The sequence below is a fragment of the Streptomyces subrutilus genome (assembly GCF_008704535.1).
GTDB classification, from domain to species: Bacteria; Actinomycetota; Actinomycetes; order Streptomycetales; family Streptomycetaceae; genus Streptomyces; species Streptomyces subrutilus.
In genome coordinates this window covers 1,349,520-1,373,209 of the sequence record NZ_CP023701.1, presented here as the reverse complement: position 1 = coordinate 1,373,209, position 23,690 = coordinate 1,349,520, and the positions used below count along the sequence as shown (strand labels likewise).

Sequence of the window (23,690 nt, the reverse complement as noted above, 5' to 3'; positions counted from 1 at the left end):
GTGGTGCGGCCAATGTACCGGCGCGCACGGACCCCCTCGCGCCGCCGGGCCGGGTCCGCCGCGCCGCGGCCCGCACGACGGCGCCGGTCACGCCGCCGGCAGCGCCAGTACGACCAGGGGGTCACTGGTGGGGGCGGGGGAGCCGCCCGCCGGTTCGAGGGTGACCCCGACCGCCGTGGAACCGCGGACCGAGCCGGTCATCAGCTCGGGCGCGCCGGGCCGGGCCGGGTCCATCAGCCCCGCCGGGTGCATGGCGCCGGCCGGGTCGGCGAACCACAGCTGGTAGACCCGGCCCGGCGGCGGAGCGGGCATCCCGCGGGCCACGAACACCGCCTGGTCGCGTTCGCGGGAGGACACCACCGTGGCGGTGCCGCCGTCCGGGAGCTTCGCGGTGGCGGGCCGGGCGTCCGGGGCGCTCAGCACTTCCGTGAGGGCCGACACCCGGGCCTCGGCGCGCTGCGCGTCCTGCCGCGCGGTCCCGGCCTGCTCCGCCTGCCACACGGCGACCCCGCCGAGCCCGGCCACCGCGGCGACGGCCGCCGCCAGGGCCCACCGCTGCCAGCCGCGCCCGGCCCGGGCCGGCGCACGGCGGGTACCGCTCGGGCCGGGGCCGGAGTCCGCGGCGGCACGGGGTGCGGCTCCCGCCGCGGTCCCGGCACCGGGCCGGGTGGTGTCGGCCGGGGCGTCGTCCGCCGCGCCGCCGGCCCGCTCCCCGAGCTCCGCGGGCCCGGCATCGGCCGGGGCGGGGTCGCGGGGCAGGGCCCGGATGCGGCTCAGCACGGCCTCGCGCATCCCGGGCGGTGGCGGCACCGCCACGGCGCGGCCCAGCAGGGCCGCCGTCGCGGCGAGCTCCCGTACTTCACGGGCGCAGTCGGGACAGGTCCCGAGGTGGGCCTCGAAGGCCGCCCGTTCCCCTGCGGCCAAGGCGTCGGCGACGTACGCACCGGTCGCCTCGTGCATGCTCTCCGTCGTCATCCGCCACTCACCCCGAGACAGTCGCGCAACCGCAGCAAGCCGTCCCGCAGCCGCGTCTTCACGGTACCCAGCGGTACCGACAACGTCTCGGACACCTCGCGACAGGTCAGCCCCTGGTAGTAGGCCAGGGCCACCGACCGGCGCTGGATATCGGTCAACGAGCCCAGGCAGCGCCGCACCCGGTCCCGCTCCTCCCGGTCCTCCACCGCCTCGCTCACCTCGTCGAACTCCGGGAGAGCCGCCTCCAGCCGGGCGGCCCGGCGCTCCCGCTCGGTCGCCGCCTGGGCCGACCGGACCCGGTCGACCGCCCGCCGGTGGGCGATCATCAGCACCCACGTACGGACGCTGCCCAGGTCGGCCCGGTAGCGGCCGGCGGAGCGCCACACCTCGACGAGCACCTCCTGCGCCACCTCCTCGGCCTGGGACCGGTCGCGCAGCACCGAGAGGGCCACGCCGAGCACCGATCCGCTCAACGCCTCGTAGAGATCGGAGAAGGCCGCCTCGTCGCCCTCGGCGACCCGGCCGAGCACCTTCGCGAGCTGGGTCACGTCGTCCACGGACCGATCCTCCAGGAACTTTCCGTTCCGTCCGTTATTCGCAGCCGACGCCCCGCCGGATTGCTCCCGGCGTTCCACCGGGTGCGTCACGCGGGGGGCCGCTCGGCCTCGTCCACGGCCCGCCGGGCGGCCGCGACCTCGCGGGCCCCGTCGGACACCGCGTCCCAGGCTACGGCCGACCCCGCCGCCGCGCCCTCCCGGACCGTGGTGATCTCCCCGCGCTTGCGCAGTTCCACCACCCCGTCGGCGAGACGGGCCAGCGGGCCCAGGGTCGAGGCGGGCATCGCGCCCGCCGGGGCGGGTCCCGCCCGCCCCGGCCGCTCCTGCTCGGACCGCTCCTGCTCGGACTCGGACATGGCGGGTCCCTCCTGGCGGGTCGGCCGCGGCACGGGCTCACGGCGAGGGCCCACGGCGCCGGAAGGGGCGGCCCCCGTCGCACCGCTCCGGTGGCCGCCCCCGATCGTTGCGGGCCAGTGAACCCGCCGCCACCGCGACGGGTGGCCCCTTGCGGAAGCTCTCCCTCGGACGGGTGGCGACTTTCGCCCGGGAGAGTGACGGGCCCAGTGATCGCCTGGAGATCGAGCCCGCGGTCTGCTAGCTCAGTCCGTCGCTGCCGGGAGGTAGGCGGCCACGGCCGCCGCCAGGGCGTGCGGGTCTCCCCGCGGCCGGTCCTGGTGCGGCGTGGTGCGCCGGGCCCACCGCTCCTCCACCGCGTGCCAGTCGACCTCCCGCGGGGCGGTCCGCCGGACCAGGGCCTCCTCCAGCGTCCCGAAGTACGTCTCCCACCGCGGCCCGTACAGCTCCGACACCAGGCCGTGCCACTCGCGGTTCGCGTAGTCGTGCAGGAAGCCGCCCTCGCTGGTGCCGCGGCGGCCCCACACGCTCAGGATCGACCGCGCGTCGTACTCGTACCGCTCCCGCTCGGCCGCGTCCGCACCCGCCGCCCGCGCCCCGTCCAGCCAGCCGCCGAGCAGGAAGTTCGGATCGGCGCCGGTGACCGCCTCCAACTGCCTCTCGCCCTCGCGCCATTGGGCGGTCAGCTCGCGGAAGAGGTCGAGGTCCGCGGCCCCGTACGCCGCCTTGATCCTCGGCAGCAGCACCCGCGAATGGTTCGCCAGCGCCTGGCGCGCGGTGTCCACCAGGTCGAAGCGGTAGGCGCTGGAGCCGCGCAGCCGCGGATCGACCCGCAGCAGGTGGTCCAGCGCCCTGCGCACCGAACCCGCCGGGTAGCGCATGGACTTGGGGCTCCAGTACGCCGCCCCCACCGCGGTCAGGCTCGGCCGTGCGGTGAACAGGCTGTCCTGGGACTCCGACCACAGTCCCGAGGAGGTGCTGTACGGCCCCTTGCGCAACTCCTCCCAGGCCGCGGCGGCCTCGGCGTCGGGGCGGCCGTAGCGGCGGGCCGCGAAGTCCGCGAACCACTTCCGCTGGTCCACCGGCGAGGACTCCCAGGCCAGGTCGGTGAAGAGGTCGAAGGCGGCCGGGTTGGTGCCGGTGGCCTCCGGCAGGTAGGCGGTCCCCCGCAGCGCGCTGCCGCTCTTGCCGCGCCAGGAACCGAACCGGTCGATCCACACGGAGGTGTTCGCGCCGATCGTGGTGTGCCCGCCGAAGTTGTAGATGGTCCCCATCGCGTACGGGGCGCCGCCCCAGCGCGTCTCGCGGTCCAGCCGGTTGTACCGGTCGGACAGCCCGTCGAGGATCAGCAGCTTCGAGGTGTCCACCCCGGCGAGCAGCTCCGCCGTCGGGTCGTCCTGCCAGCCCAGTACCGCCCACAGCGCGCCCGGGTGGGCGGCGTGCAGGGCGCCCTGGACGGCCCGGGCGGCGGAGCGCACGTCCACGGACCCCGTCTGTCCGCCCTCGTGCAGCGGGCTCATCCGGTACATGGCGCTGTCCCCGAACACCGCGCGCTGTTCGGCGTAGTAGGCGGCGGCCAGCTTGCGGAACACCGGCGAGGTGGGGTCCAGCCAGTCCGGCCGGTCGAAGCCGGCCCAGTCGCCCTGCGGCACGGTGGACGCCCCGGGGTTGCGCGCGGCGAACCCGGCCGGGACGGTGCCGAAGTAGCCGGGCAGCACCGGCGTCATGCCCAGGCCGCGCACCTGGTCCGCGATCCGCGCGCCCAGCGCGGCGCGCTCGCGCACCAGCCGCTCCGAGACGGGGCCGCCGAAGCCGCTGAGGTTCTGCAGCAGCCACCAGCTCTGGTGGGCCGGGCCGGGGATCCACTCGCGCAGCTCGGCGGCCGTGTAGCCGAAGCCCTGGAGCGCCCGGTAGTACGGGTACTCGGCTCCGACCTGCACGAACACCTCGTTGACACCGTGCAGGGCCAGCAGGTCGATCTGCCGCTGGTGCTCCTCGAAGGAGCGGTACGGGCCCGCGTAGCCGTCGTCGGTGTCGTTCAGCGCGTACCGGTGCGGCACCAGCGCGCGGCGGGTGACCGGCGCGGGGACGGCCGGCAGCGCGGCCGGCAGCATGCCGATGCTGTCGCCGGGCCAGCCGATGTCCACGCCGGCGACGTGCTGGAGGTACCAGCCGACGCCGGTGAGCAGGGTGGCGCCGGTCGAGCCGCGCACGGTGATCGCCCCGGCCTTCCCGGAGACCGTGAAGGCGTCGGCGGCGGCGGTGGTGTCCGGGACGAGGGTGAACTGCCGTGCGTGGCGCGGCAGCAGCCGCTCCAGCGCGGCCCGCGCGGGCGCCGTGTCGAAGGTCCGCGGCCGCCCCGGTGCACCACCGGGACGCACGCCCGACGGTACGGGCGCCTGGACGCCGGAGCGTACGGGCGGCTGCGCGGCCGCCCGTACGGCGGCCGGGGCGGGGCCGGGGCCGGGCCGGGCGGCCGCGGTCGCCCCGGGGGCGGCTCCCGCGCACAGCAGGGTCAGGAGCGCCGCGGGCAGGGCGGCGAGGGCGGTGGGGCGGGGGAGGGGCGGCAGCCGCCGGCCCGCGCGTCGCGTCGGGTTCGTCATCGGCGCGCCCGTCAGACCGGGAGGGCCCAGGCCTGGTCGACCCGGTGGTCGCCGCAGGACTCCAGGCGCAGCCGGTCGGCCGGGGTGTCCGGGCCGGCGGCCGGCGCGGCCGCCGTCAGGCACAGCCCGCTCAGCACCGAGACCAGGGCGCCGTCGCGGCGGTGCGTCCAGGTCTGCCCCGTGGCCCGCGCCGCGCGGGCGTCGCAGTCGGCCAGCCCCACCAGGCCGTCACCGCCCGCCGTCAGGCACGCGCCGGACAGGCGCAGGCTGCCGTCCGCGCCCCGGGTCCACCGCTGGTCGGGGGCGCCGGTGCAGGCGGCCATGACGACGGCGCCGGGCCCCGCCGGATCGGCCCCGTCGGTGCACTGGGAGCCGCGGCCCACGATCTGTCCGGTGGGCACGGCCCCGGCGCACCCGCGCGGGTCGAGCCGCCACACCGCGGTGTCGTGCGCGGCGAGCCTCCCGGTCAACGCGTCGGAGACCCGCCGGCGTTCCCCGGTCCACAGCTCCTTCGCGTCGACGGTGCAGCCCGGCAGGCCGACCTCGGCCAGCGGCACGTGGATGTCACGGGCGCTGCCGGAGCGGTTGAGCACGGCCACCGCGCGGTCGCCGCCCGCCAACTGCCGGGTGAGGATCTCGAAGGTGGCGTTCGAGGAGGCCACCGCGCCCTGCCGGCCCAGCCGGTCCTGGTCCAGGGCGATCAGTTCGGTGTTGCCGAGCGCGGCGAGCCCCTCCGGGGTGAGCTCGGAGACCTGCGAGGACAGGATGAACGGCGCCGCCATCATGGCCCAGAGGGCGACCTGGCTGCGGCTCTCGGCCGCGGTGAGCCCGGGGGCGCCCGCGATCAGGAAGTCGGGGTCGTTCCAGTTGCCGGGGCCGGCGTAGCGGCCGAGCCAGCGGTTGTATCCGTAGTTGCCCATCACCGACCCCCAGCGGGACGTGGCGGGCGCGGCCGGCTTGTAGACCTGGATGTCGCGGCCCTCGCGCCACAACTGGCCGGTCTCGCCGACCCAGCCCAGCACCCGGTGCCAGTCCGGGCCGCCCCATTCGCCCTGCTGGAAGTAGGCGGGGGCGGAGGCGGACAGCACCATGTCCCGGCCGCTCGCGCGCAGCGCGTCGGCCACCGCCCGGTAGGCGTCGCGGTAGGCCCGCTCCTTCGTGACGCCCTCCGGCACGTACAGGTTGCAGCCGTCCATCTTCACGAAGTCGACGCGCCAGGACGCGAACTGCCGTGCGTCCTGGGCGTAGTGGTCCGGGCCGCCGCCCAGGGGCGCCCCGCTCCCCGGGTACTTCTCGCAGGTGAGGTGGCCCGCGTCCTGGTAGATGCCGAACTTCAGGCCCTTGGCGTGCAGCCGGTCGCCGAGCCACTCCATGCCGTGCGGGAACTTCTCCCGGTCGACGACCAGGGCGCCGTCCGCGTCGCGGCTCCTGGTCATCCAGCAGTCGTCCACGGTGACCGTGTCGTAGCCCTTGGCCGCGAGCCCGGAGGACACGAGCGCGTCGGCGTTGGCGACGACCTTGGCCTCGTCGATGTCGCACATGTAGTGCGCCCAGTTGTTCCAGCCCATGGGCGGGGTGAGCGCGAGCGGGGTGTCCGAGGTCGCGGTGGGCTCGGCCGCCGCCGGGGCGGGGGCGAGCGCGAGGGCGAACAGGGCGGCCGCTGTCAGACAGGGGAGCGTCGTACGCAGGCGGGGCGGCACTGAGACTCCTTGGCGTGGGGGCTGTGGTGCCCACAGTGCATCCGCGCGGCTACGCACTGTCAACGGATGTCGCCGGTTATCGCACAATGACCAGCAATATGGCCGCAGTCGGTGTCACGCGAAAGAGGCGGCCCGATGTCCGGGCTGCGGCACGGCGCCGTCGACCCCATCGTTTGTTACGCCGTCTGTTACGGTGTATCGCATGCCGAGAAGATCCGTCGCCCTGGACCGCGCCACCCCCGGAGCGATCGCCGCCGCCGCCCTGCGCCTCCTCGACGAGCAGGGCGCCGGTGCGCTGAGCTTCCGCGCCCTCGCCGAGCGGCTCGACGTCTCGCACGCCACCGTCCAGCGCCGCTGCGTCGACCTCGCGGGCCTGCTCGACCTGTGCACCGAACACCTGGCCGCGCAACTGCCCGAGATCCCGGCGGGCACGGACTGGGCCGACGCCACCGAGCAGCGCTTCCGGGCGCTCTACCGGCTGCTCGTCGCCCACCCCGGGCTGCTCGCCCTGCGCGGCGGCCGGCCCTGGCTGGGGCGCCAGCTCCTCGCCCGGCTCGTCGAGCCCGCCCTCGCCGACAGCGTGGCCGCCGGGATGACCGCCGCCGAGGCGATGACCGCCTACCGCCGCATGTACCTGCTCACCCTGGGCAGCGCCGCCTTCGTGGACCACCGCGACCCGGCCGGGGCCACCGCCGCCTCCCGGGCCGCGCTCGCCGCCCTGGACCCGCAGGAGTTCCCGGTCCTCTCCGGCTCGCTGGCCGACGTACTGCCGCCGCTGACCGACCACGAGGTGTACCACGGCGCCCTGCGCCAGCTGATCGAGGCCGCCCGGCCCACCGCCTGATGGGGAGAACGACCATGGAACAGCAGCTCGACTACGCCGCCGTGCGCGCCGCCGCCGGCCGCATCGCGGACGGCATACGGCCCGTCGCCGTGGCGCCGGCGTCCGAAGGCGTCTGGTACGCGCTGGAACACCTCCAGCACACCGGCTCCTTCAAGGCCCGCGGCGCCCGCAACTTCCTCGCCGCCCACCACCGGGCCGGCGCCCTCCCGGCCGCCGGGGTCGCCATCGCCTCCGGCGGCAACGCCGGACTCGCCTGCGCCTGGGCGGCCCGCGCCCAGGGCGTCCCGGCGACCGTGTTCCTGCCGGCCAACGCCCCGCGGGTGAAGGTGGACCGGCTGCGCGGTTACGGCGCCGAGGTACGGCTCGTCGGCGACCGCTACGCCGAAGCCCTCGCCGCCTGCCGGGAGTTCGCCGCCGAGAGCGGAGCCCTCAGCAGCCACGCCTACGACCACCCGCTCATCGCGGCCGGAGCCGGCACCCTCCTCGACGAGATCCGCGCGGCGCTCCCGGGCCTGGACACCGTGGTCGTCGCGGTCGGCGGCGGCGGCCTGTTCGCGGGCGTGGCCACCGCCGCGCGCGAGCACGGCGTACGGGTGGTCGCCGTCGAGCCGGAGAACTGCCGCGCCCTGAACGCCGCCCTCGCCGCCGGGCGCCCCGTGGACGTCGGCGTGGACTCGGTCGCCGCCGACTCCCTCGGGGCCACCCGGGTCTCGGCCGACGCGCTCCGGGTCGCCCGGGAGGGCGACGTGCGCTCGGTCCTCGTCCCGGACGCGGCGATCACGGCCGCCCGGCGGGAGCTGTGGGAGGAGCACCGCCTCGTGGTCGAGGCGGCCGCGGCCACCGCCCTGGCGGCGCTGCGCGAGGCGCCGGAACCGCTGGGGAAGCGGGTCGCCGTCATCCTGTGCGGGGCCAACACCGACCCCGGCGACCTGGTGGCCCCGAGGGCCTGAGGGCGGGCCGGGCGGCGCGGGCGGGGCGCGCCGGGCGCGGTCAGGCCTCGGGCTCCGCGCGGACCACCACCACGCTGCTGGTGGCGTACTGGACCACCTGCTGGCTCACCGAGCCCAGCAGGGCGCCCTTGATCCCGCCGTACCCGCGCGTGCCGACCACGGTCAGCTCGGCCTCCTTCGACGCGTCCACCAGCACCTGCGCGGGGGAGCCCTGTTCGACCCGGCGGAAGACGGGCACGCCGGGGGAGGCGCCCACGGCCTCGGCGACGGTGTCGGCCAGCCGCAGGCGCGCCGCCTCCTCGGCGCTGACGAAATCGGCCTCCGCGGTGTCCGGGGCCATCCCGAAGGGATTGGTGTTCCACTGCCAGCTCATCACCGCGTGCACCCGGCCGCCGGTGGCCTTGGCCTGGCGGACCGCCCAGCGCAGGGCCTCCCTGGAATGCCTCGAACCGTCCACGCCGACGACGATCAAGGGCTCGACGGTCTCGCTCATGCTGCTTCCTCTCGGTCCAGACGAAGGGTCACATAACGGTCGCTCCCTCCCTGTATACACGCAGACGGGGGGCCGACCTCGAACGACGATCGTCGCGACGGCCGACGACGTCCTGGGCCGCCACCCGCTCCTGGTGCGCGACGAGCGGCGACGACCGGCCCGGCCGCCCCCGCGTGTTCCGCTTGCCGCTTCGAGGACGGCGGGCCGACGGAGGAGACCGAGTACCGGCGCCGCCGGGGCTCGGGGGCCCCGGCGGCGGTCGTGAACTGTGCCACAGGGGTCGTGGGCGGGGGCCCGTGGCGTCCGGGATCGGGGGGAGAGCGGTGCGCGCACGGTTTTGCACCTAGTTGCAAAATGGGCCCGGCCTCGCTAGAACAGGTCCATCACCCCCGCGCGAGGAGGCGCCCCCATGTCCCAGAGCCGGTACCCGCACCTGTTGAGCCCCCTGGACCTCGGCTTCACCACCCTGCCGAACCGCGTGATCATGGGGTCGATGCACACCGGCCTGGAGGAGCACGAGGGCGGCTTCGAGCGCCTCGCCGCCTTCTACGCCGAACGCGCCCGCGGCGGCGCGGGCCTGATCGTCACCGGGGGCATCGCCCCCAACGACGCCGGCCGGCCCTTCGAGGGCGGCGCCCGCCTCACCACCGAGGAGGAGGCCGCCGCGCACCGGGTGGTCACCGACGCGGTGCACGCCGAGGGCGGGAAGATCGCGATGCAGATCCTGCACTTCGGCCGCTACGCCTACCACAAGGACCTGGTCGCCCCCAGCCCCCTCCAGGCCCCCATCAGCCCCTTCGTGCCCAACGAGCTCACCGACATCGAGGTCGAGCGCACCGTCGAGGACTTCGTCCGCGCCGCCCGCCTCGCGCGGCTCGCCGGCTACGACGGCGTCGAGATCATGGGCTCGGAGGGCTACCTGGTCAACGAGTTCATCGCCGCGGCGACGAACCGGCGGACCGACCGCTGGGGCGGCGCGTACGAGAACCGGGTCCGCTTCCCCCTGGAGATCGTCAAGCGCACCCGGGCCGCCCTCGGCGACGACTTCATCCTGATCTACCGCCTCTCCATGCTGGACCTGATCCCCGGCGGCTCCACCCTGGACGAGGTGGTCCGGCTCGCCAAGGAGGTCGAGGCCGCCGGCGCGACCATCATCAACACCGGCATCGGCTGGCACGAGGCCCGCATCCCCACCATCGCCACCTCCGTCCCGCGCGGCGCCTACACCTGGGTCACCCAGCGGCTGATGGGCGCGGTCGGCGTCCCCCTCGTCACCAGCAACCGCATCAACACCCCCGAGACCGCCGAACACCTGCTCGCCGAAGGACGCGCCGACCTGGTCTCCCTGGCCCGGCCGTTCCTCGCCGACGCCGAGTTCGTGGCCAAGGCCGCCGCCGGCCGCCCGGAGGCCATCAACACCTGCATCGGCTGCAACCAGGCCTGCCTGGACCACACCTTCAGCGGCCGGATCACCAGCTGCCTGGTCAACCCGCGCGCCTGCCACGAGACCGAACTCGTCCTCGCCCCCACCCGGCTGAAGAAGCGCGTCGCCGTCGTCGGCGCCGGACCGGCCGGACTCGCCTGCGCCGTCTCCGCCGCCGGCCGGGGCCACGCCGTCACCCTCTTCGAGGCCGCCGGGCACATCGGCGGTCAGCTCGACATCGCCCGGCGCGTGCCGGGCAAGGAGGAGTTCGAGGAGACGGTCCGCTACTTCGGCACGCAGCTCGCGGAGACCGGGGTCGACGTCCGACTGAACACCCGCGCGGACGTGGCGGCCCTCCGGGGCTACGACGAGGTCGTCGTCGCCACCGGAGTCACCCCCCGCACCCCCGAGATCGAGGGCGTGGACCACCCCAAGGTCGTCACCTACCTCGACGTGCTGCGCGACGGCGCCCCGGTGGGCGAGAGCGTCGCGGTCGTCGGCGCGGGCGGCATCGGCTTCGACGTCGCCGAGTTCCTCACCGACAGCGGCGAGGGCGCCTCCCAGGACCCGGCCGTCTACTTCCGGCACTGGGGCGTGGACACCACGTACGCCGGACCGGGCGGCCTCACCGCGCCCGAGCGCCCCGCACCGCCGCGCCGGGTCCACCTGCTCCAGCGCAAGACGACCAAGGTCGGCGCCGGCCTCGGCACCACCACCGGCTGGATCCACCGCGCGGAGCTCAGGAACCGGGGCGTGGTCCCGGTCGCCGGCGCCGCCTACGACCGCATCGACGACGAGGGGCTGCACATCACGGTCGGCGACGAGCAGCGCGTCGTACCGGCCGACACGGTGGTCCTGTGCACAGGCCAGGAGCCGCGCCGCGACCTGTACGAGGCGCTGCGCGCGGCCGGTGTCGCGTGCCACCTGATCGGCGGGGCCGACGTGGCCGCCGAGCTCGACGCCAAGCGGGCCATCCGCCAGGGCACGGAGCTGGCGGCCGGCCTCTGACGGCCGGGCCCTGACGGCCGGGTCCTGACGGCCGGCCCCGGTGGCCGGCGTCGACGGGCACCGGCGGCCCGTTCCGGACCGGGGTGGTGGCCTGAAGTCGGCGGTCCGGCGGGGATGTTGTGGCGGCCGGGTCCGGGCCGCCACACTGCGGCTGTGACGTTGACACCCGCAGAAGCCGACAAGATCCTCGCCGACCACTTCGCCCCCTGGGTGCTCGCCCTCGGTCTGACCGTGCAGGAGGCCGGTGACCGGTACGCCGTCCTGCGGCTGCCCTGGTCCGACGACCTGGCCCGGGACGGCGGCGGCCTGTCGGGGCAGGCCCTGATGGCCGCGGCCGACACCGCCACGGTCATCGCCGTCTCCGCCGCGCGCGGCGGGTACGGGCCGATGACCACCGTCCAGCAGTCGACGAGCTTCCAGCGGCCGGTGGTCGGCGCGGACGTGCTGATCCGGGTGCGGGTCACCAAGCTGGGCCGCCGGATGGCCTTCGCCGACGTCACGATGACCCCCGAGGGCGCCGAGGAGCCGGCGGCGACGGCCTCGACGGTCTACGCCCTGCTGGACTGAGCCGCCAGACGCCGCCGGGAGCAGCTCCTCGCCTCCGTCACGGGGGAACTCGTCGCCCACCTGGGCGGGGCCCTGGCCTGGGCCGTGGACGCCGCCCCGCCCGCGCGGCGGCCCGACCTGGTCGCCGGATGCCCCGCCGAGGCCCTCGTCGCGCGGCCCGTCCTGTGCGACCTGATCAGCGCCCAGGCCGCCGTGCTGGAGCGCAACGTCTCCCCACAGGTCGCCGCCTACGAGGAGGACCCCGTGCCGGCCGCGCTGCGCGTCGGCTTCGGCACCACCCTGCGCGAAACGCCGGAGGTGCTGCTCTCGGGGTTGCTGGCGCGCGCCTGAGCCGCGGTTCTGGGATCGTGGTGACGGAGCGGGCGCCCACGGCGCACGCCGGGCCGGGCACCCACGTCGTCGCACGGCGTCCGGCGGATTCACCGGGGGCTCAGCGAGGAGCGGACATGTCCCGACAGTTCGAGGCGAGCGTCGAGATCGACCGGCCGGTCGAGGAGGTCTTCGCCTACCTCGCCGACGGTCGCCACGACCCCGAGTTCAGCCCGCGCGTCCAGAAGATCACCAAGACGCCCGAGGGCCCGACCGGGATCGGAACGGTCTTCCGCAGCACGGTCAAGGACGCCGGCATGAAGACCGCGCGCGAGTTCCGCATCGTCGGCTGCGACGCGCCCCGCCTGATCCGCTGGACGGAGCAGAGCCGCAACCTGGTCACGGCGGACGGCGGTTACGACCTCGAAGCCCTCCCGGGCGGCCGTACGAGGGTGCGGATCTTCAACACCCTGAGCGGCCACGGCGTCGGCAGGCTGCTGGCCGGGTTCGCCGCGAACGCCGCCCGCAAGGACGCCCCCGACTTCGGCCGCCGCATCAAGGCCGCGGCCGAGGCCGCGCTCGCGCCCTGACGCCGGACCGCGGACGCGCCCGCCGCCCGCGTACGCGGCGCCGGCCGCCCGGCGCACGAAGTGGGCCGGCCGGGAAGCGTCCCGGCCGGCCCACCGCGCGTGCGGTCCGGCGGATCAGATGTCGATCACCCGGTAGGCGATCGTGTACACGCCGCCCGAGCCCTCCAGCGAGCGGTACTGCACCTCGCCGCCGGCCTCGCTGCCGGTGACCAGCGTCGAGCCGAGCTTGTCGTCCGAGCTGGTCGAGTCGAAGTCCCACAGGGTGAGCGTGCGGGCCTGCTGCTTGCCCAGGACGAGCGCGGCGTTGCCGTTCGCGTCGCCCAGCGAGCGCAGGTAGTTCGTGCCCATGGTCTGGTACTTGCCGCTGCCGGGCCAGACCTTCACCTGGTTGCCGTTGGCATCGGTGATCTTGATGTACGCCTCGTCGTGGTCGCCCTCGCTCTGCTGGTGGCAGGTCAGCTCCAGCAGCTCGACCCGGACGTAGTCGATCGGCTCGGCCTGCGCCGCTCCGGCGAAGCCGGCCAGGCTGCCGAGCGCGAGCAGCCCGGCGGCGGCGAAGCGGATGGTGTGACGGCTCATGGTGCGTCCCCCGTGTCTGGTGTACCGGTCTCGGTGTCGATCCGGTGCGCCGGTCCCCCCGGCACGTCCACCACTGTGCCGCGCGCCGCGAACCCGGTTCTACGCGCGTTCCACTCAGTGGAACGCACCCGGAACGCACCCGGAACGACCCGTCCGCGGCGTCCCCGGCCGGGTCCGGCGGCGCTCCCGTACGGCCGCGCGCGGGTCAGCGCAGCAGCCCCGGGGGCAGGGCCGGCGGGAGCGCCGCGGGGCGGCGCGGGCCGCGTGCGAGGCCCCGGGTGATGGCCGCGCCCGCTTGCGCCACGCCCTGGGCGAGGTGCTCCAGGGCCTGCCCGGTCGGCACCAGCGCGGCCAGCGCGGCCACCACCGCGCCGTCCGGCGCCCGTACCGGCAGCGCCGCGCAGCACACTCCCGGCAGGAGGTCCTCCCGGTCCAGCACCGGCCCCGGCCGGGCCGGTCCGCGCAGGGCGCGGCCGGCCGCCGTGTCCAGGCGGAACCCGCTCCCGTTGCGGACCGGCAGCACCGGCTCCACCGCGCCCGGCACCGAACTCACCGTCAGCGCGAGGTCCTCGTGCAACACCGTCAGCACCACGCTCGCCCCGGTCGCCGCCCGCAACCGGTGCAGGGGCAGCCGGGCCGCCGCCCGCAGGCCGGGATGGGGCTGCCAGGCCTGCCCGATCCGGTACAGCTCGGCGCCCAACCGGTAGCGGGCACCGCGGCGTTCGACCGCACCGAGGGCCGACAGCTGGTCCAGCAGCCGGTGCACGGTGGCCTTCGGCACCCCGCAGGCGAGGGCGAGCTCGGTGACCCCCGCCTCGGCGCCCTCCCGGCGCAGGGCCTCCAACAGGGCGAAGGCGCCCTCCAGGACGCCCCGTCCCCGGCCCGCGCCGCCGGGCGGCCCGGCGGCGGAAGCGGAGTCGGCGCCGGGACCGGGGCCGGGCGCGGCGCCGGTGGCGGAAGCGGCTGACGGATGTGGTGCGTGCGAACGCGCGGACGCGGACACGAGTCCCCCCGGACTTCTCCCGCCCGGCCGTGGTCCCCCGATGGCACGACCCGGGCACCGCCCATGATGGCGCGGACGGCGCCCGGTGCGAAGCCTTTCGCCGTGCGTCGCGGGACCGCCGCGGCTCAGGAGGCCAGGAAGGGACCCGGAACGGACGGGAACGGCAGCGGCTCCACCGGGTTCCGCGACAGCCTGCGCTGACGGTCGGCCGGCGGGTTCTGGCAGGTCACGTCCGATGCGGGCAGCCGGCCGGTGGTCAGGTAGCCGTTGACCACCGGGTTCACGCAGGACGTGGCGTCGATGAGGTACACGCCGTGGCCCTCGCCCCCGGCCGCCAGCGCCATCCGCGAGCCCTTCAGCGCACGGTGCAGGCCCAGGCCGCTGGCGAGCGGGGTCTGCGAGTCCCATTCGTTCTGCACCGTCAGCACGTCGGCCCGCCCGGTCATCGCCGTCGCCGGCTCGACCGGCCGGTCCCAGAAGGCGCACGGTTTGACGTTGGAGGCCATGTCCCCGTACAGCGGGTACGCCGCCCCGTCCTTCGCGGCGTCGCGCGCGTACCGCTCCGGTTGGCGCGGCCAGGCTCCGGTGTCCCCGCAGAGCACCGACCACAGGACCGCGGTGCCGTTGTCGGCCGCCGGCTGCGGGTCCCCGGAGCGTGCGCCGCCGACCAGCCGGCGCAGGTCGGGTGCCTTCGCGCCCTCCGGCAGGGGTGTGCCCTCGGCCGCGGCCTTGAGCTGCCGGACGAACTCGGAGGCCTGCGCCGGGTAGAAGAAGACGGCGCGGGAGGCGCGGATGTCGGTGCCGGTGAACTTCGTGCCGTAGTAGTCGATGGGCTCGCGGTCCGCGCGCGCCACCAGGTCCCACAGCGTCGTGGACACGGCCTCGGGCGTGGCACCGAGCCCGAACTCGGCCGAGCGCTCCGCCGCGTACCGCGTCCACCGGGCGAAGGCCGGTTCGGCCTCGGTGGCCCACACCTGGATCATGCCCCGCCAGATCCGCTGCGGGTCCACGCCGCTGTCCAGCACGAACCGGTCGGTGCGCTGCGGGAACATCTGCGCGTACACCGCGCCGAGGTAGGTCCCGTAGGAGTAGCCCACGTACGACAGCTTCCGCTCGCCCAGCACCGCGCGGATCGTGTCCATGTCGCGGGCCGTGTTGCGGGTCGTGATGTGCGGGATCAGGTCGCCGGACTTCTCGCGGCACTTGTCGGCGACGGTCCGCGCCCAGGCCAGGTCGGCCCGGTAGGTCTCGGGGCGGAACGGCCGGTTGATGTTCTGCTCGTCCTCGGTCAACCCGCAGGTGAGCGGGGTGCTGGCGCCGACGCCGCGCGGGTCGAAGCCGATGAGGTCGTACCGGTCCCGCACGTCCTTCGGCATCAACTCCTCCATCAGCAGCGGGTCCTGAAGGCCGCTGCCGCCCGGGCCGCCGGGGTTGAACAGCATGACCCCGTGCCGCTGGGCCGGATGCGCGGTCCTGATGCGGGATATCGCGAGGTCGATCGTGCGTCCTCCGGGCCGCCGGTAGTCGAGCGGGACCTTGAGCGTGGCGCACTCGTACGCGGCCGGGCCCTCGCCCGCGCAGCGCTGCCAGGCCGGCTTCTGCTTGAGGTACGCCGGCTCGGGGGCCGCGGAGGCCTGGGTCGCGGCGAGCAGGGGCAGGGCGGTGGCGAGGAGACCGGTGGTGGCGAGCAGGGGTACGAGGCGTTTCAGGCGCACGAGACGCTTCCTTGCGGTCGGTGAAGTCGTGGACCCCACCAGCCTGTTGCACTCCCTTCCGGGGCGAATCCCCCTGGAGGGCCGATCCGCGTGCATCTCAGGAATGAGGGGAGAACCGGACCGTGGCCGACGCGCCGTCACCGGTGGGCAGGCGGAATCCGACTGCCCGCCGGCCGTCCGGCCCGGAAGCGGACACGGAAGCGACCCGGCCGGGGGTGCTGCCTGCCCCGGCCGGGCCGCCGCTCCGTGCTCCCGGTCCGTCAGCGCGTCGGGAGCGCGCCCGTGCCGGTCTCCAGCCAGTCGCGCTCCGCCGCCGTCAGGCGGTACGACGCCGCCGCCAGCGAGTCGCGGACCTCCTCAGGCTGCCGCGGGCCGATCAGGGCCACGACCGGGAACGGCTGGGACAGGGTCCACGCGAGGGCCACGCCGGTCGAGGAGATGCCCCGGTCCTCCGCGAACTCCCGCGCCCGACGCAACCGTTGCTCGTTGGCCTCGCTGTACCAGCTCTCCGCGAGCGGCCCGGTGCGCAGCTCGGCCGGGTCCGCCAGGGCGTGCGCGCCGCGCCCCTGGCTCGCCCACGGGTACAGCGGCACGGCGCCGTCCGCCAGCCAGGCCCGCCACGCCGGGTCGTTGGAGGTCTCCGTGCCCGGATAGATGGGGTGCACCATGTCGATGAGACTGAACTGGTTGCTCACCCCGGACGGGGTGACCAGGCCGTGCGCCCGCGCGTACGCGACCGCTTCGCGCACCCGCTCCAGCGGCCAGTTCGACAGCCCGTACCCGCCGATCACCCCGCGCCCGACGAGGTCGGCCAGGACCGTCACGAACTCGCCGACCGGAACCTCCGGATTGTCGCGGTGCAGCATGTACAGCGCCGCGCCGTCGCGCTCCATCCGCTCCAGGCTCTCGGTCAGCTGCACCTCCACCCGGTCCGGCAGGCACTCCGGCGTGTGGGCCCCCTTGGCCAGGACCCACACCTCCTTCTCCAGCCCGCGGGAGCGGGTCCACGCGCCGAAGGACCGCTCGCAGCAGCCGGGACCGTAGGCGTGGCCGTACAGCCAGGCCGTGTCGAAGGCCCGGCCGCCGCCCTCCCAGTAGGCGTCGTAGACGGGGAAGGACCGCTCGTCCTGGCCGAAGGCCGAGGTGCCCAGCAGCACCGGCGGCCCCTCGGCGAGCGGGGAGGCGGGGAACGCGGAACCGGACATCGGCTCTCCTTCGGCTCGGGGCCCGGTCACGGCGCGAAGGCCTTGCGGACCTCGTCGGCGATGTGGTCGAGGTGGCCCTCGGCCAGCCCCGGGTGCGAGGGCAGCGCCAGCAGCTCCTGCGACAGCCGCTCCGCGACGGGCAGGGACACCTCGGCGTGGTCGGCGAAGGCGGGCTGCCTGTGCAGCGGGAACGGATAACGCAGCAGCACCGGCACCCCGCGGGAGCGCAGGGTCGCCGCGATCTCGGCGGCCGGCGGCCGGCCCCCGCCCGGCACCGCGCGCACCACGTACTTCCAGAACGCGTGGACCGTGCCCTCCGGCTCCACGGGCAGTTCGAGCCCCTCGATCCCCGCGAGGCGCTCCGAGAGGTACGCGGCGTTGTGCCGGCGCGCCGCGACCATCGAGCCGAGCCGGGCGTGCTGGGCGAGGCCCACCGCGGCCTGCACCGAGGTCAGCCGGTAGTTGTAGCCGACCTCGTGGGCCCAGATCAGGCCGGGCCGGCCCTCGATCTGCCCCTCGCCGTGGCTGCGCAGCCGCCGGATGCGGTCCGCGTAGACCGGGTTGTCCGTCAGCACGGCGCCGCCCTCGCCGCCCGAGGTGATCACCTTCTGCTCGAAGAGGCTGACGCAGGCCAGGTCGCCGAAGCCGCCCACGGGCCGCCCGCCGATGCTGGTTCCCAGGGCCTGGGCCATGTCCTCGACGACCGGGACACCGGCCTCGGCGCCCACCGCGGACAGCGCCTTCATGTCGGCGGCGCAGCCGTTGATGTGCACGACGACGATCGCCTTGGTGCGCTCGGTGATCAGCGATTTGACCGAGTCGGGGTCCAGGCAGTGCGTGTCGGGGGTGACGTCGGCGAACACCGGGCGCGCCCCGAGATAGGTGACGGGGCTCGCCGAACCGATGAACGTGTGGGTGGGCACGATCACCTCGTCGCCCGGTCCGACGTCCAGGGCGTGCAGGGCGAGGTGGACCGCGGCCGTCCCCGTGGAGACCACGACCGCGTGCCCGACGCCCTGCCCGGCGGCGAGGGCCGCCTCGAACTCGTCGACCACGGGATTGCCCAGGCCGACCAGCCGGTTGGAGCGCAGGGCCGCGACCGCCGCCTCGACGTCGTCGTCGGAGAGCTGGGGCCACCTCGGTAGTTCCCGGAAGTTGCTCAAGACTTCACACCTTTCTGATGCGTGTTTCCGATGTCGCGCAGGGCGTGCTGAGGAACGGAACGGTGGATGGACAGAGGGGAGGGCCGGAGGGGTCCGGCCGGAGAGGGGTCAGCGCAGGCGCAGCGCGGTGCGCACCGTGTCGAACAGGGCGGTGTTCTCGTTCAGGCCGCGCACCCGGTCGGCCAGCGGGCCCTGGGCGGCGACCCGGACGGGGATGCCCGTGTGCTCCTGGTAGTCGTCTACCGGCCCGCTGGCGTAGCCGAGCCGCATGAGTCCGCCCTCGTCGGTGACGAGCGTCGCCGAGAGGCCCGGAGGCCGCGCGTCCGCCGGGAGGACCTGGCCGGCGTGGCCGTGGTCGGCCGTGACGACCACCAGCGTCCGCGGGTTGCGGGCGGCGTGGTCGAGCGCGGCCCGCACGGCCCGGTCGAAGGCGAGGGTCTCGCCGATCTGGCCGCACGGGTCGGCGTCGTGGGCCCGGTCGTCGATCGAGGCCCCCTCGACCTGGAGCAGGAAGCCCTTGCCGCCGCCCTTCCCGTCGCGCCCGCGGCCCGCGCCGAGCAGCTCCAGCGCGGCCCGGGTCGACTCCTCCAGGGTGGGCGTGCCCGGCGGGCGGTCCGGATTGCCGGCACAGCGCGCGGGCGCCGTGCCGCCGACGACCGCGCGCGGGCCGACCCGCTCCACCGGAAGGTAGTCCTGCGCGAACAGGCCGAGGACCGGCTCGCCCGGCCGGGCCGACCGCAGCTCCGCCCGGTCGCGCACCACCCGGTAGCCGCTCGCCCGGGCCTGCTCCAGCACGGACCGGCCCCGGTACGGGCCGTCGGTCACGGTCTGCGCGAAGACCTCGGCCCCGCCCCCGAGCAGGACGTCCGGGCGCGCGGCCACCGTCTGCTCGGCGATCGAGCCGGCCCCGCCCGCGGCGCGGGTGTCGGACGGGCACGCCGCCATGTCGGCCGGACCCTTGCAGGAACGATCCGTCACGTGCGCCGTGAGGGCGGCCGGCGTGGCATCGGCCACCGAGGCCGTGGTCACGCTGCCCGTCGCGTACCCGTGGTCGCGGGCCAGCTCCAGCAGGGTCGGCAGCGGCCGGTCGGTGTCCGGGGACTTCGAGACCCGTCCGTTGACCGTCTTGTGCCCGGTCGCCCAGGCGGTGGCCCCGGCGGCCGAGTCGGTGACGTAGACCGGCCGGCCCCGCTCGTCCACCGCGTAGGTGAGCGAGGATCCGTTCACCGCCAGGGTGTCCATGGCCAGCCGGCCGCCGGCCCCGGGACCGTGGTTGCGGGCCGCGGTGATCTCCGATTCGCCCATCCCGTCCCCGACCAGCAGGATCACGTCGCGCACCGGAGCCCCCGCACCGCCGTCCGGCCCGGCCGCGGCCCGGCCCACGGCGGGCGAGGCCGCCGACACCGTCAGCAGCGCCAGCACCGCCGCCCCCGCGACCGGCCCCCGCCGCCACCCGCCGCCCCGCGCGGCGGCCCCGCGCCCGGGCCTCACCGCGACCGGCCCGACACGCGCGCCGCGGACCCCTCGGACGCGGACGCCCCTGCCGCGGACGCCCCCGAAGCGGACACGGCCGCCGCCGGGAGGAGCCCGTCGCCCGGTGCGGTACGGGTCCCGGTCCGGGCCGAGCGGCCCGCCGCCGCGGCCACCTCCTGGGCCAGCAGGGCGTCCTGCACGGTGCACGGGCTCGGTTCGCCGTGCGTCACCATCCTCAGGAACGCCCGCATCTCCTGCCGGTACGCCTCCGCGAAGCGGTCCGTGAAGTCCTGGTACGGGGCCTGCGGCCCGGGCCCGACCGCGGCCGCGCCACCGGCCGGCCCCACCCGCCGCAGCGGTGTCCGTTCGCCGAGCCCCACCGCCAGCGAGCCCCGCGTACCGAGCACCTCGACCCGGTGGTCGTAGCCCTCGGGGTCGAGCCGGGACGCCGAGAGCACCGCGCGGGCGCCGTCCGCCAGGGTCAGCACGGCCGTGGCGACGTCGTACCCGCCACCGCCGCCCAGCAGCGTGGCCCCGTCGGCCTGCACCGCGACCGTGGGCTGCCCGGTCAGCCAGTGCACCGCGTCCATGTCGTGCACCAGGCAGTCCGCGAAGATGTCCCCCGAGGTCAGCTCGTACGCGCCCGCCGGCGGCTCCCGGTCGAAGGCCGTGCACCGGACCAGCAGGATCCGCCCCAGCCGTCCCGAGGCGATCTCCTCGCGCAGCCGCCGGTACTCCGGGTCGCAGCGCCGCTGGAAGCCCACGTGCAGCCGGGCCCCCGCGAGGTCCGCGGCCAGCTCCCGCGCCTCCTGCACCCCGGCGGCCAGCGGCTTCTCGCAGAACACCGGGAGCCCCGCCCCGCAGACCGCCGACAGCACCTCCCGGCGCCCCGCGGCCGGGGTCGCTACCACGACGGCGTCCGCTCCGGCCAGCACCTCGTCCAGGGTGTGCCGGGCCCGCCCGGCCCCGCCCGGCCCCGTCCCCGGCGAGCCGGCCAGCCGCTCGGCCGCGCCGCGGTCGACGTCGTGGAAGAGCAGCGCGGGCGGCTCGTCCAGCGCGGCCAGCGTGCTCGCGTGCAGCCGGCCCATCCGGCCGGCGCCGACGATCCCCACCTTCATGCGCGCACTCCCCGTCATTGGTCCCACACCTTCCAGGGGGCGTTGCCCGCCGACCACAGGGCGTTCAGGTGCTGGTGGTCCTTGTAGGTGTCCATGGCGCACCAGAAGTCGTGGTGCGGGTGGAGCGTCAACTGCTGGTCGCGGGCCAGCCGCTGCAGCGGCTCGCTCTCCAGCCACAGCATCGGGTCGTCGTCCAGGTAGTCGTCCAGGAACTCCCGGCGGAACATGAAGAACCCGCCCGACACGAAGCCCGTCACCTGCGTGGGCTTCTCGTTGAACTCGACGACCTCGCCGCCCGCCACGTCCATCTCGCCGAACTTCGACGTGGGATGGATGCCGGTGACCGTCCCGATCCGGCCGGCGGCCCGGTGCTCCTTCTCCAGGGCGGCCAGGTCGATGTTCCCGACCCCGTCGCCGTAGCCCATCATGAAGTCGTCGGTGTCCACGTAGTGCCGCACCCGCCGCAGGCGCGCGCCGGTCGCCGTGTCCAGACCGGTCTCGGCGAAGGTGATCTCCCAGTTCTCGTCGGCCCGGTCGTCGTGGAAGTGCAGCCGGTGCTCGTCGGTGAGCGAGATCGTGAAGTCGGACATCTGCGCCCGGTAGTTGAGGAAGAACCTCTTGATCTCCCAGCCCTTGTAGCCCAGGCACAGGACGAACCTGCGGAAGCCGTAGTGGCCGTAGATCTTCATGATGTGCCACAGGATGGGCCGGCCGCCGATCTCGACCATGGCCTTCGGCAGCCGGTCGCTGGCCTCCCGGATGCGGGTGCCGTAGCCCCCGCACAGGAGCACGACCGGGATGTCCGCGTTACCCGTCTGCCTGTTCATGTTGCCCTCCTCCCTCCTCGACCGGTCCGATCAAGGCGTCGAGATCCGCATGGACGCGTCCAACCTGCCCTGGCCGCGCAGCCGTTCCAGCACCGCGAGCCGGGTGAACTCCTCCCGGAACGACCTCGGGGTCAGCCCGCGCGCCAGGTACTCCCGCCGCAGCTGCGCCGCGCCGTCCGGGATGCTCCACCGGGCCCGGAACCCCAGCTCCTCGCGGGCCCGGCCGAAGTCGACCCGGTAGGAGCGCGGATCGCTGCCGTTCGCCCCGGTGATCTCCACCACCGAGCCGGGCACCGCGTCCGCCGCGGCCCGGGCGATCTCGGCGACCGTGCGGTTGTTCTCCTCCGTGCCCACGTTGTACGCCCGGGCCCGGACCACGTCCGCCGGTGCGGCCAGCCCGGCGACCACCGCGCCCGCGATGTCCTCGGCGTGCACCAGCGGGCGCCAGGGCGTGCCGTCCGACAGCACGGTCACCGTGCCGGTCAGCACCGCCGAGGCGACCAGGTTGTTCAGCACGATGTCCGTGCGCAGCCGCGGCGAGAAACCGAAGGCGGTCGCGTTGCGCAGGAAGAACGGCGTGAAGTGCCCGTCCGCCAGCTCCGCGAGGTCGTCCTCCACCCGCACCTTCGACACCGCGTACGGGGTCACCGGCTTCAGCGGCGCGTCCTCGTCGACCAGCTCGCCGCCGGACTGGGCCCCGTACACCGAGCAGGTGGAGGCGTAGGCGAACCTGCGCACCCCGGCCTCCTTGGCCAGCCGGGCCAGCCGGGTCGAGGCCCGGTGGTTGACGGCGAAGGTGACCTCCGGATCCAGCGACCCCAGGGGATCGTTGGACAGCGCCGCGAGGTGCACCACGGCGTCGAGGCCGCGCAGCGCCTCCACGGTGACCTCGCGCAGGTCCAGGGCCCGCCCCGGCACGTCCGGGGTGTCCAGCGATCCCAGTACGCAGGACGCGAACAGGCCGCTGTCCAGGCCCGTCACCTCGTGTCCCGCGGCGGCCAGGACCGGGGCCATGACGGTCCCCAGGTAGCCCTGGTGGCCGGTCAGCAGTACGCGCATCGCCCGCCCCCGCCTCAGCCGACCACGGGGTGCCAGCGCGGATCGGTGACGTCGACCCCGGCCGCGGCGAGCCGCTCGCGCAGCTGTTTGCGCAGGGTCGCCAGGTCCACCTCGGAACGCCGCAGGCTCGCGGCGAGCCGGGTGCCGCGGGCCAGGTAGGCCTCGGGGGCGTCCGGGCGGGCGTTGAAGTCCTCCAGCAGCAGCGCGTCGATATGCGCCGACCAGGGCAGTTCGTGGATGCCGGCGGCGATCTCGCTGGGCCGCAGCCGGTGCCAGTAGGAGATGCCGCCCGCGTGGACCAGTTCCGGCGCGAAGACCTTGGTGCCGGGGAAGCTGCGGAAGTGCGCGATGCGCCAGCCCGCCGCCAGGGCCATCAGCTGGTAGAACATCAGCCCGTCGAAGACGACGCGGATCACGCTGTGGCCGTCCTGGAGGTGGTGGTGGCGCTCGTGGCTGCGGACCTCGCGCCCGTCGTCCAAGACGTCCAGCAGTCCGCCCTGCGGGAACGGCAGCCGGTGCTCCTCCAGCGCCAGCACCCGGGCCAGCGCCGCCTCGTGGTGGGGCCGGATCAGCCGCACCATGGCGCCGTCGATCTCCTTCTCCGGCCCGGGCGGGGCGTAGGCGTAGGCGGCGGGGGAGACCGGCCCGCCGATGGCCCGCTCGATCGCGGGGCGGGCCGCCGGATTGACCGCCAGGAACGGGGGAGCGGCCAGCGGGATCGGACCGTAGCTGAGCGGCCCGCTGACGGCCACGTCCGGCTCCAGGCCGTCCGTGCACCGGGCGAACCAGGTGGAGTCCATGACGAAGCAGTCGCTGTCGACGATGCCGAAGGGCCGGTCGAGGTTGCGGAGCAGGAACTCGAAGATCTCGTGGCTGCCGACCGGCTCGTCCATGTCGAAGGCGGGCAGGCCGCGGCTCATGGTGTCGCGGACCTCGGCCTCGGCCGGGGTCAGCCCCGTACAGACGAAGGCGCAGTTCAGGTCCGGCGGGACGAACCGCAGGAAGTGCTGGATGACGTGCAGGAGCCCGGAGGAGAAGAAGCAGAACCACACCGGGCGGTCGGCCGGCAGGCCGGCCAGGAACTGCTGGAACCGGTCGTCCAGATGGACGAGGGCCTCGTCGGCGCGCTCGTCCCCGGGACCGTCCTGGGGTGCGTGCGGGGGTATGCCCATGGC

General features: G+C 75.3%; 22 protein-coding genes. 6 read left to right on the top strand and 16 right to left on the bottom strand.

Annotation, left to right across the window (positions count from 1 at the left end; translation table 11 throughout):
• Positions 1-87: 87 nt before the first annotated feature.
• The 5 genes from CP968_RS05895 to CP968_RS05875 form a co-directional block, all read right to left on the bottom strand.
• A complete protein-coding gene (locus tag CP968_RS05895; protein ID WP_150516983.1) occupies positions 88-975 on the bottom strand; it encodes an anti-sigma factor in 888 nt (295 codons plus the stop codon).
• Entirely contained in the window at positions 972-1,532 is a 561-nt protein-coding gene (sigK, locus tag CP968_RS05890; protein WP_229886234.1) for an ECF RNA polymerase sigma factor SigK, read from the bottom strand. Before sigK ends, CP968_RS05895 begins: the two co-directional genes overlap by 4 nt.
• Before the next feature lie 86 nt (positions 1,533-1,618).
• On the bottom strand, positions 1,619-1,888 hold the full coding sequence (locus CP968_RS05885; RefSeq protein ID WP_150516982.1) for a hypothetical protein: 270 nt from the start codon (positions 1,886-1,888) through the stop codon (positions 1,619-1,621).
• Positions 1,889-2,131: 243 nt separating this feature from the next.
• Complete coding sequence (locus CP968_RS05880; protein WP_150516981.1) at positions 2,132-4,489, bottom strand: alpha-N-acetylglucosaminidase; 2,358 nt, start codon at positions 4,487-4,489, stop codon at positions 2,132-2,134.
• An 11-nt stretch (positions 4,490-4,500) separates the two neighbouring features.
• The gene (locus CP968_RS05875) at positions 4,501-6,189 is read right to left on the bottom strand and encodes a ricin-type beta-trefoil lectin domain protein (protein WP_268253265.1); all 1,689 of its coding nucleotides are present in this window, start codon (positions 6,187-6,189) and stop codon (positions 4,501-4,503) included.
• A gap of 202 nt (positions 6,190-6,391) precedes the next feature.
• Here CP968_RS05875 and CP968_RS05870 point away from each other — a divergent pair, with 202 nt between their 5' ends.
• Positions 6,392-7,033, top strand: coding sequence for a TetR/AcrR family transcriptional regulator C-terminal domain-containing protein (locus CP968_RS05870; RefSeq protein WP_150516980.1), 642 nt, complete (start codon positions 6,392-6,394; stop codon positions 7,031-7,033).
• 14 nt (positions 7,034-7,047) lie between these two features.
• Complete coding sequence (locus tag CP968_RS05865; RefSeq protein WP_150516979.1) at positions 7,048-7,983, top strand: serine/threonine dehydratase; 936 nt, start codon at positions 7,048-7,050, stop codon at positions 7,981-7,983.
• 40 nt (positions 7,984-8,023) lie between these two features.
• On the opposite strand, the gene CP968_RS05860 is transcribed toward CP968_RS05865, so the two are convergent.
• Positions 8,024-8,476: a universal stress protein gene (locus tag CP968_RS05860; RefSeq protein ID WP_150516978.1), complete on the bottom strand. Its 453-nt coding sequence runs from the start codon at positions 8,474-8,476 to the stop codon at positions 8,024-8,026.
• A gap of 409 nt (positions 8,477-8,885) precedes the next feature.
• Here CP968_RS05860 and CP968_RS05855 point away from each other — a divergent pair, with 409 nt between their 5' ends.
• From CP968_RS05855 to CP968_RS05840, 4 genes are all read left to right on the top strand, one after another.
• On the top strand, positions 8,886-10,907 hold the full coding sequence (locus CP968_RS05855) for an NADPH-dependent 2,4-dienoyl-CoA reductase (protein ID WP_150516977.1): 2,022 nt from the start codon (positions 8,886-8,888) through the stop codon (positions 10,905-10,907).
• A gap of 153 nt (positions 10,908-11,060) precedes the next feature.
• Positions 11,061-11,474, top strand: a complete 414-nt coding sequence (locus CP968_RS05850; protein ID WP_150516976.1) for a PaaI family thioesterase — start codon at positions 11,061-11,063, stop codon at positions 11,472-11,474.
• 84 nt (positions 11,475-11,558) lie between these two features.
• Entirely contained in the window at positions 11,559-11,804 is a 246-nt protein-coding gene (locus CP968_RS34025) for a hypothetical protein (protein WP_229886231.1), read from the top strand.
• Between the two features lie 116 nt (positions 11,805-11,920).
• Positions 11,921-12,373: an SRPBCC family protein gene (locus CP968_RS05840; protein WP_150516975.1), complete on the top strand. Its 453-nt coding sequence runs from the start codon at positions 11,921-11,923 to the stop codon at positions 12,371-12,373.
• 114 nt (positions 12,374-12,487) lie between these two features.
• On the opposite strand, the gene CP968_RS05835 is transcribed toward CP968_RS05840, so the two are convergent.
• The 10 genes from CP968_RS05835 to CP968_RS05790 all read right to left on the bottom strand — a co-directional run bounded on the left by CP968_RS05835 (position 12,488) and on the right by CP968_RS05790 (position 23,687).
• On the bottom strand, positions 12,488-12,952 hold the full coding sequence (locus CP968_RS05835) for a hypothetical protein (protein ID WP_150516974.1): 465 nt from the start codon (positions 12,950-12,952) through the stop codon (positions 12,488-12,490).
• 205 nt (positions 12,953-13,157) lie between these two features.
• On the bottom strand, positions 13,158-13,955 hold the full coding sequence (locus CP968_RS05830) for a helix-turn-helix domain-containing protein (RefSeq protein WP_150516973.1): 798 nt from the start codon (positions 13,953-13,955) through the stop codon (positions 13,158-13,160).
• A gap of 125 nt (positions 13,956-14,080) precedes the next feature.
• A complete protein-coding gene (locus CP968_RS05825) occupies positions 14,081-15,670 on the bottom strand; it encodes an alpha/beta hydrolase (RefSeq protein ID WP_229886230.1) in 1,590 nt (529 codons plus the stop codon).
• 260 nt (positions 15,671-15,930) lie between these two features.
• On the bottom strand, positions 15,931-16,875 hold the full coding sequence (locus CP968_RS05820) for an aldo/keto reductase (protein WP_150516971.1): 945 nt from the start codon (positions 16,873-16,875) through the stop codon (positions 15,931-15,933).
• Between the two features lie 26 nt (positions 16,876-16,901).
• Entirely contained in the window at positions 16,902-18,038 is a 1,137-nt protein-coding gene (locus tag CP968_RS05815) for a DegT/DnrJ/EryC1/StrS family aminotransferase (protein ID WP_150516970.1), read from the bottom strand.
• Between the two features lie 108 nt (positions 18,039-18,146).
• Entirely contained in the window at positions 18,147-19,529 is a 1,383-nt protein-coding gene (locus CP968_RS05810) for an alkaline phosphatase (RefSeq protein ID WP_150516969.1), read from the bottom strand.
• Entirely contained in the window at positions 19,526-20,629 is a 1,104-nt protein-coding gene (locus CP968_RS05805; protein WP_150516968.1) for a Gfo/Idh/MocA family protein, read from the bottom strand. The genes CP968_RS05810 and CP968_RS05805 overlap by 4 nt, the downstream gene beginning before the upstream one ends.
• Before the next feature lie 14 nt (positions 20,630-20,643).
• Positions 20,644-21,456, bottom strand: a complete 813-nt coding sequence (locus tag CP968_RS05800) for a glucose-1-phosphate cytidylyltransferase (RefSeq protein ID WP_150516967.1) — start codon at positions 21,454-21,456, stop codon at positions 20,644-20,646.
• Positions 21,457-21,486: 30 nt separating this feature from the next.
• Positions 21,487-22,515 (bottom strand): NAD-dependent epimerase/dehydratase family protein, encoded by a 1,029-nt coding sequence (locus CP968_RS05795; RefSeq protein ID WP_150516966.1) that lies wholly within the window; start codon positions 22,513-22,515, stop codon positions 21,487-21,489.
• A 14-nt stretch (positions 22,516-22,529) separates the two neighbouring features.
• Positions 22,530-23,687 (bottom strand): dTDP-dihydrostreptose--streptidine-6-phosphate dihydrostreptosyltransferase, encoded by a 1,158-nt coding sequence (locus CP968_RS05790; protein ID WP_150516965.1) that lies wholly within the window; start codon positions 23,685-23,687, stop codon positions 22,530-22,532.
• Positions 23,688-23,690 lie beyond the last annotated feature (3 nt).

Excerpts from the sequence above, each read along its gene's own strand:
- CP968_RS05895 (WP_150516983.1), bottom strand. The coding sequence starts at position 975 with ATGACGACGGAGAGCATGCACGAGGCGACCGGTGCGTACGTCGCCGAC.
- CP968_RS05885 (WP_150516982.1), bottom strand. The coding sequence starts at position 1,888 with ATGTCCGAGTCCGAGCAGGAGCGGTCCGAGCAGGAGCGGCCGGGGCGG.
- CP968_RS05880 (WP_150516981.1), bottom strand. The coding sequence starts at position 4,489 with ATGACGAACCCGACGCGACGCGCGGGCCGGCGGCTGCCGCCCCTCCCC.
- CP968_RS05870 (WP_150516980.1), top strand. The coding sequence starts at position 6,392 with ATGCCGAGAAGATCCGTCGCCCTGGACCGCGCCACCCCCGGAGCGATC.
- CP968_RS05865 (WP_150516979.1), top strand. The coding sequence starts at position 7,048 with ATGGAACAGCAGCTCGACTACGCCGCCGTGCGCGCCGCCGCCGGCCGC.
- CP968_RS05860 (WP_150516978.1), bottom strand. The coding sequence starts at position 8,476 with ATGAGCGAGACCGTCGAGCCCTTGATCGTCGTCGGCGTGGACGGTTCG.
- CP968_RS05855 (WP_150516977.1), top strand. The coding sequence starts at position 8,886 with ATGTCCCAGAGCCGGTACCCGCACCTGTTGAGCCCCCTGGACCTCGGC.
- CP968_RS05840 (WP_150516975.1), top strand. The coding sequence starts at position 11,921 with ATGTCCCGACAGTTCGAGGCGAGCGTCGAGATCGACCGGCCGGTCGAG.
- CP968_RS05835 (WP_150516974.1), bottom strand. The coding sequence starts at position 12,952 with ATGAGCCGTCACACCATCCGCTTCGCCGCCGCCGGGCTGCTCGCGCTC.
- CP968_RS05820 (WP_150516971.1), bottom strand. The coding sequence starts at position 16,875 with ATGTCCGGTTCCGCGTTCCCCGCCTCCCCGCTCGCCGAGGGGCCGCCG.
- CP968_RS05805 (WP_150516968.1), bottom strand. The coding sequence starts at position 20,629 with ATGAAGGTGGGGATCGTCGGCGCCGGCCGGATGGGCCGGCTGCACGCG.
- CP968_RS05800 (WP_150516967.1), bottom strand. The coding sequence starts at position 21,456 with ATGAACAGGCAGACGGGTAACGCGGACATCCCGGTCGTGCTCCTGTGC.
- CP968_RS05795 (WP_150516966.1), bottom strand. The coding sequence starts at position 22,515 with ATGCGCGTACTGCTGACCGGCCACCAGGGCTACCTGGGGACCGTCATG.
- CP968_RS05790 (WP_150516965.1), bottom strand. The coding sequence starts at position 23,687 with ATGGGCATACCCCCGCACGCACCCCAGGACGGTCCCGGGGACGAGCGC.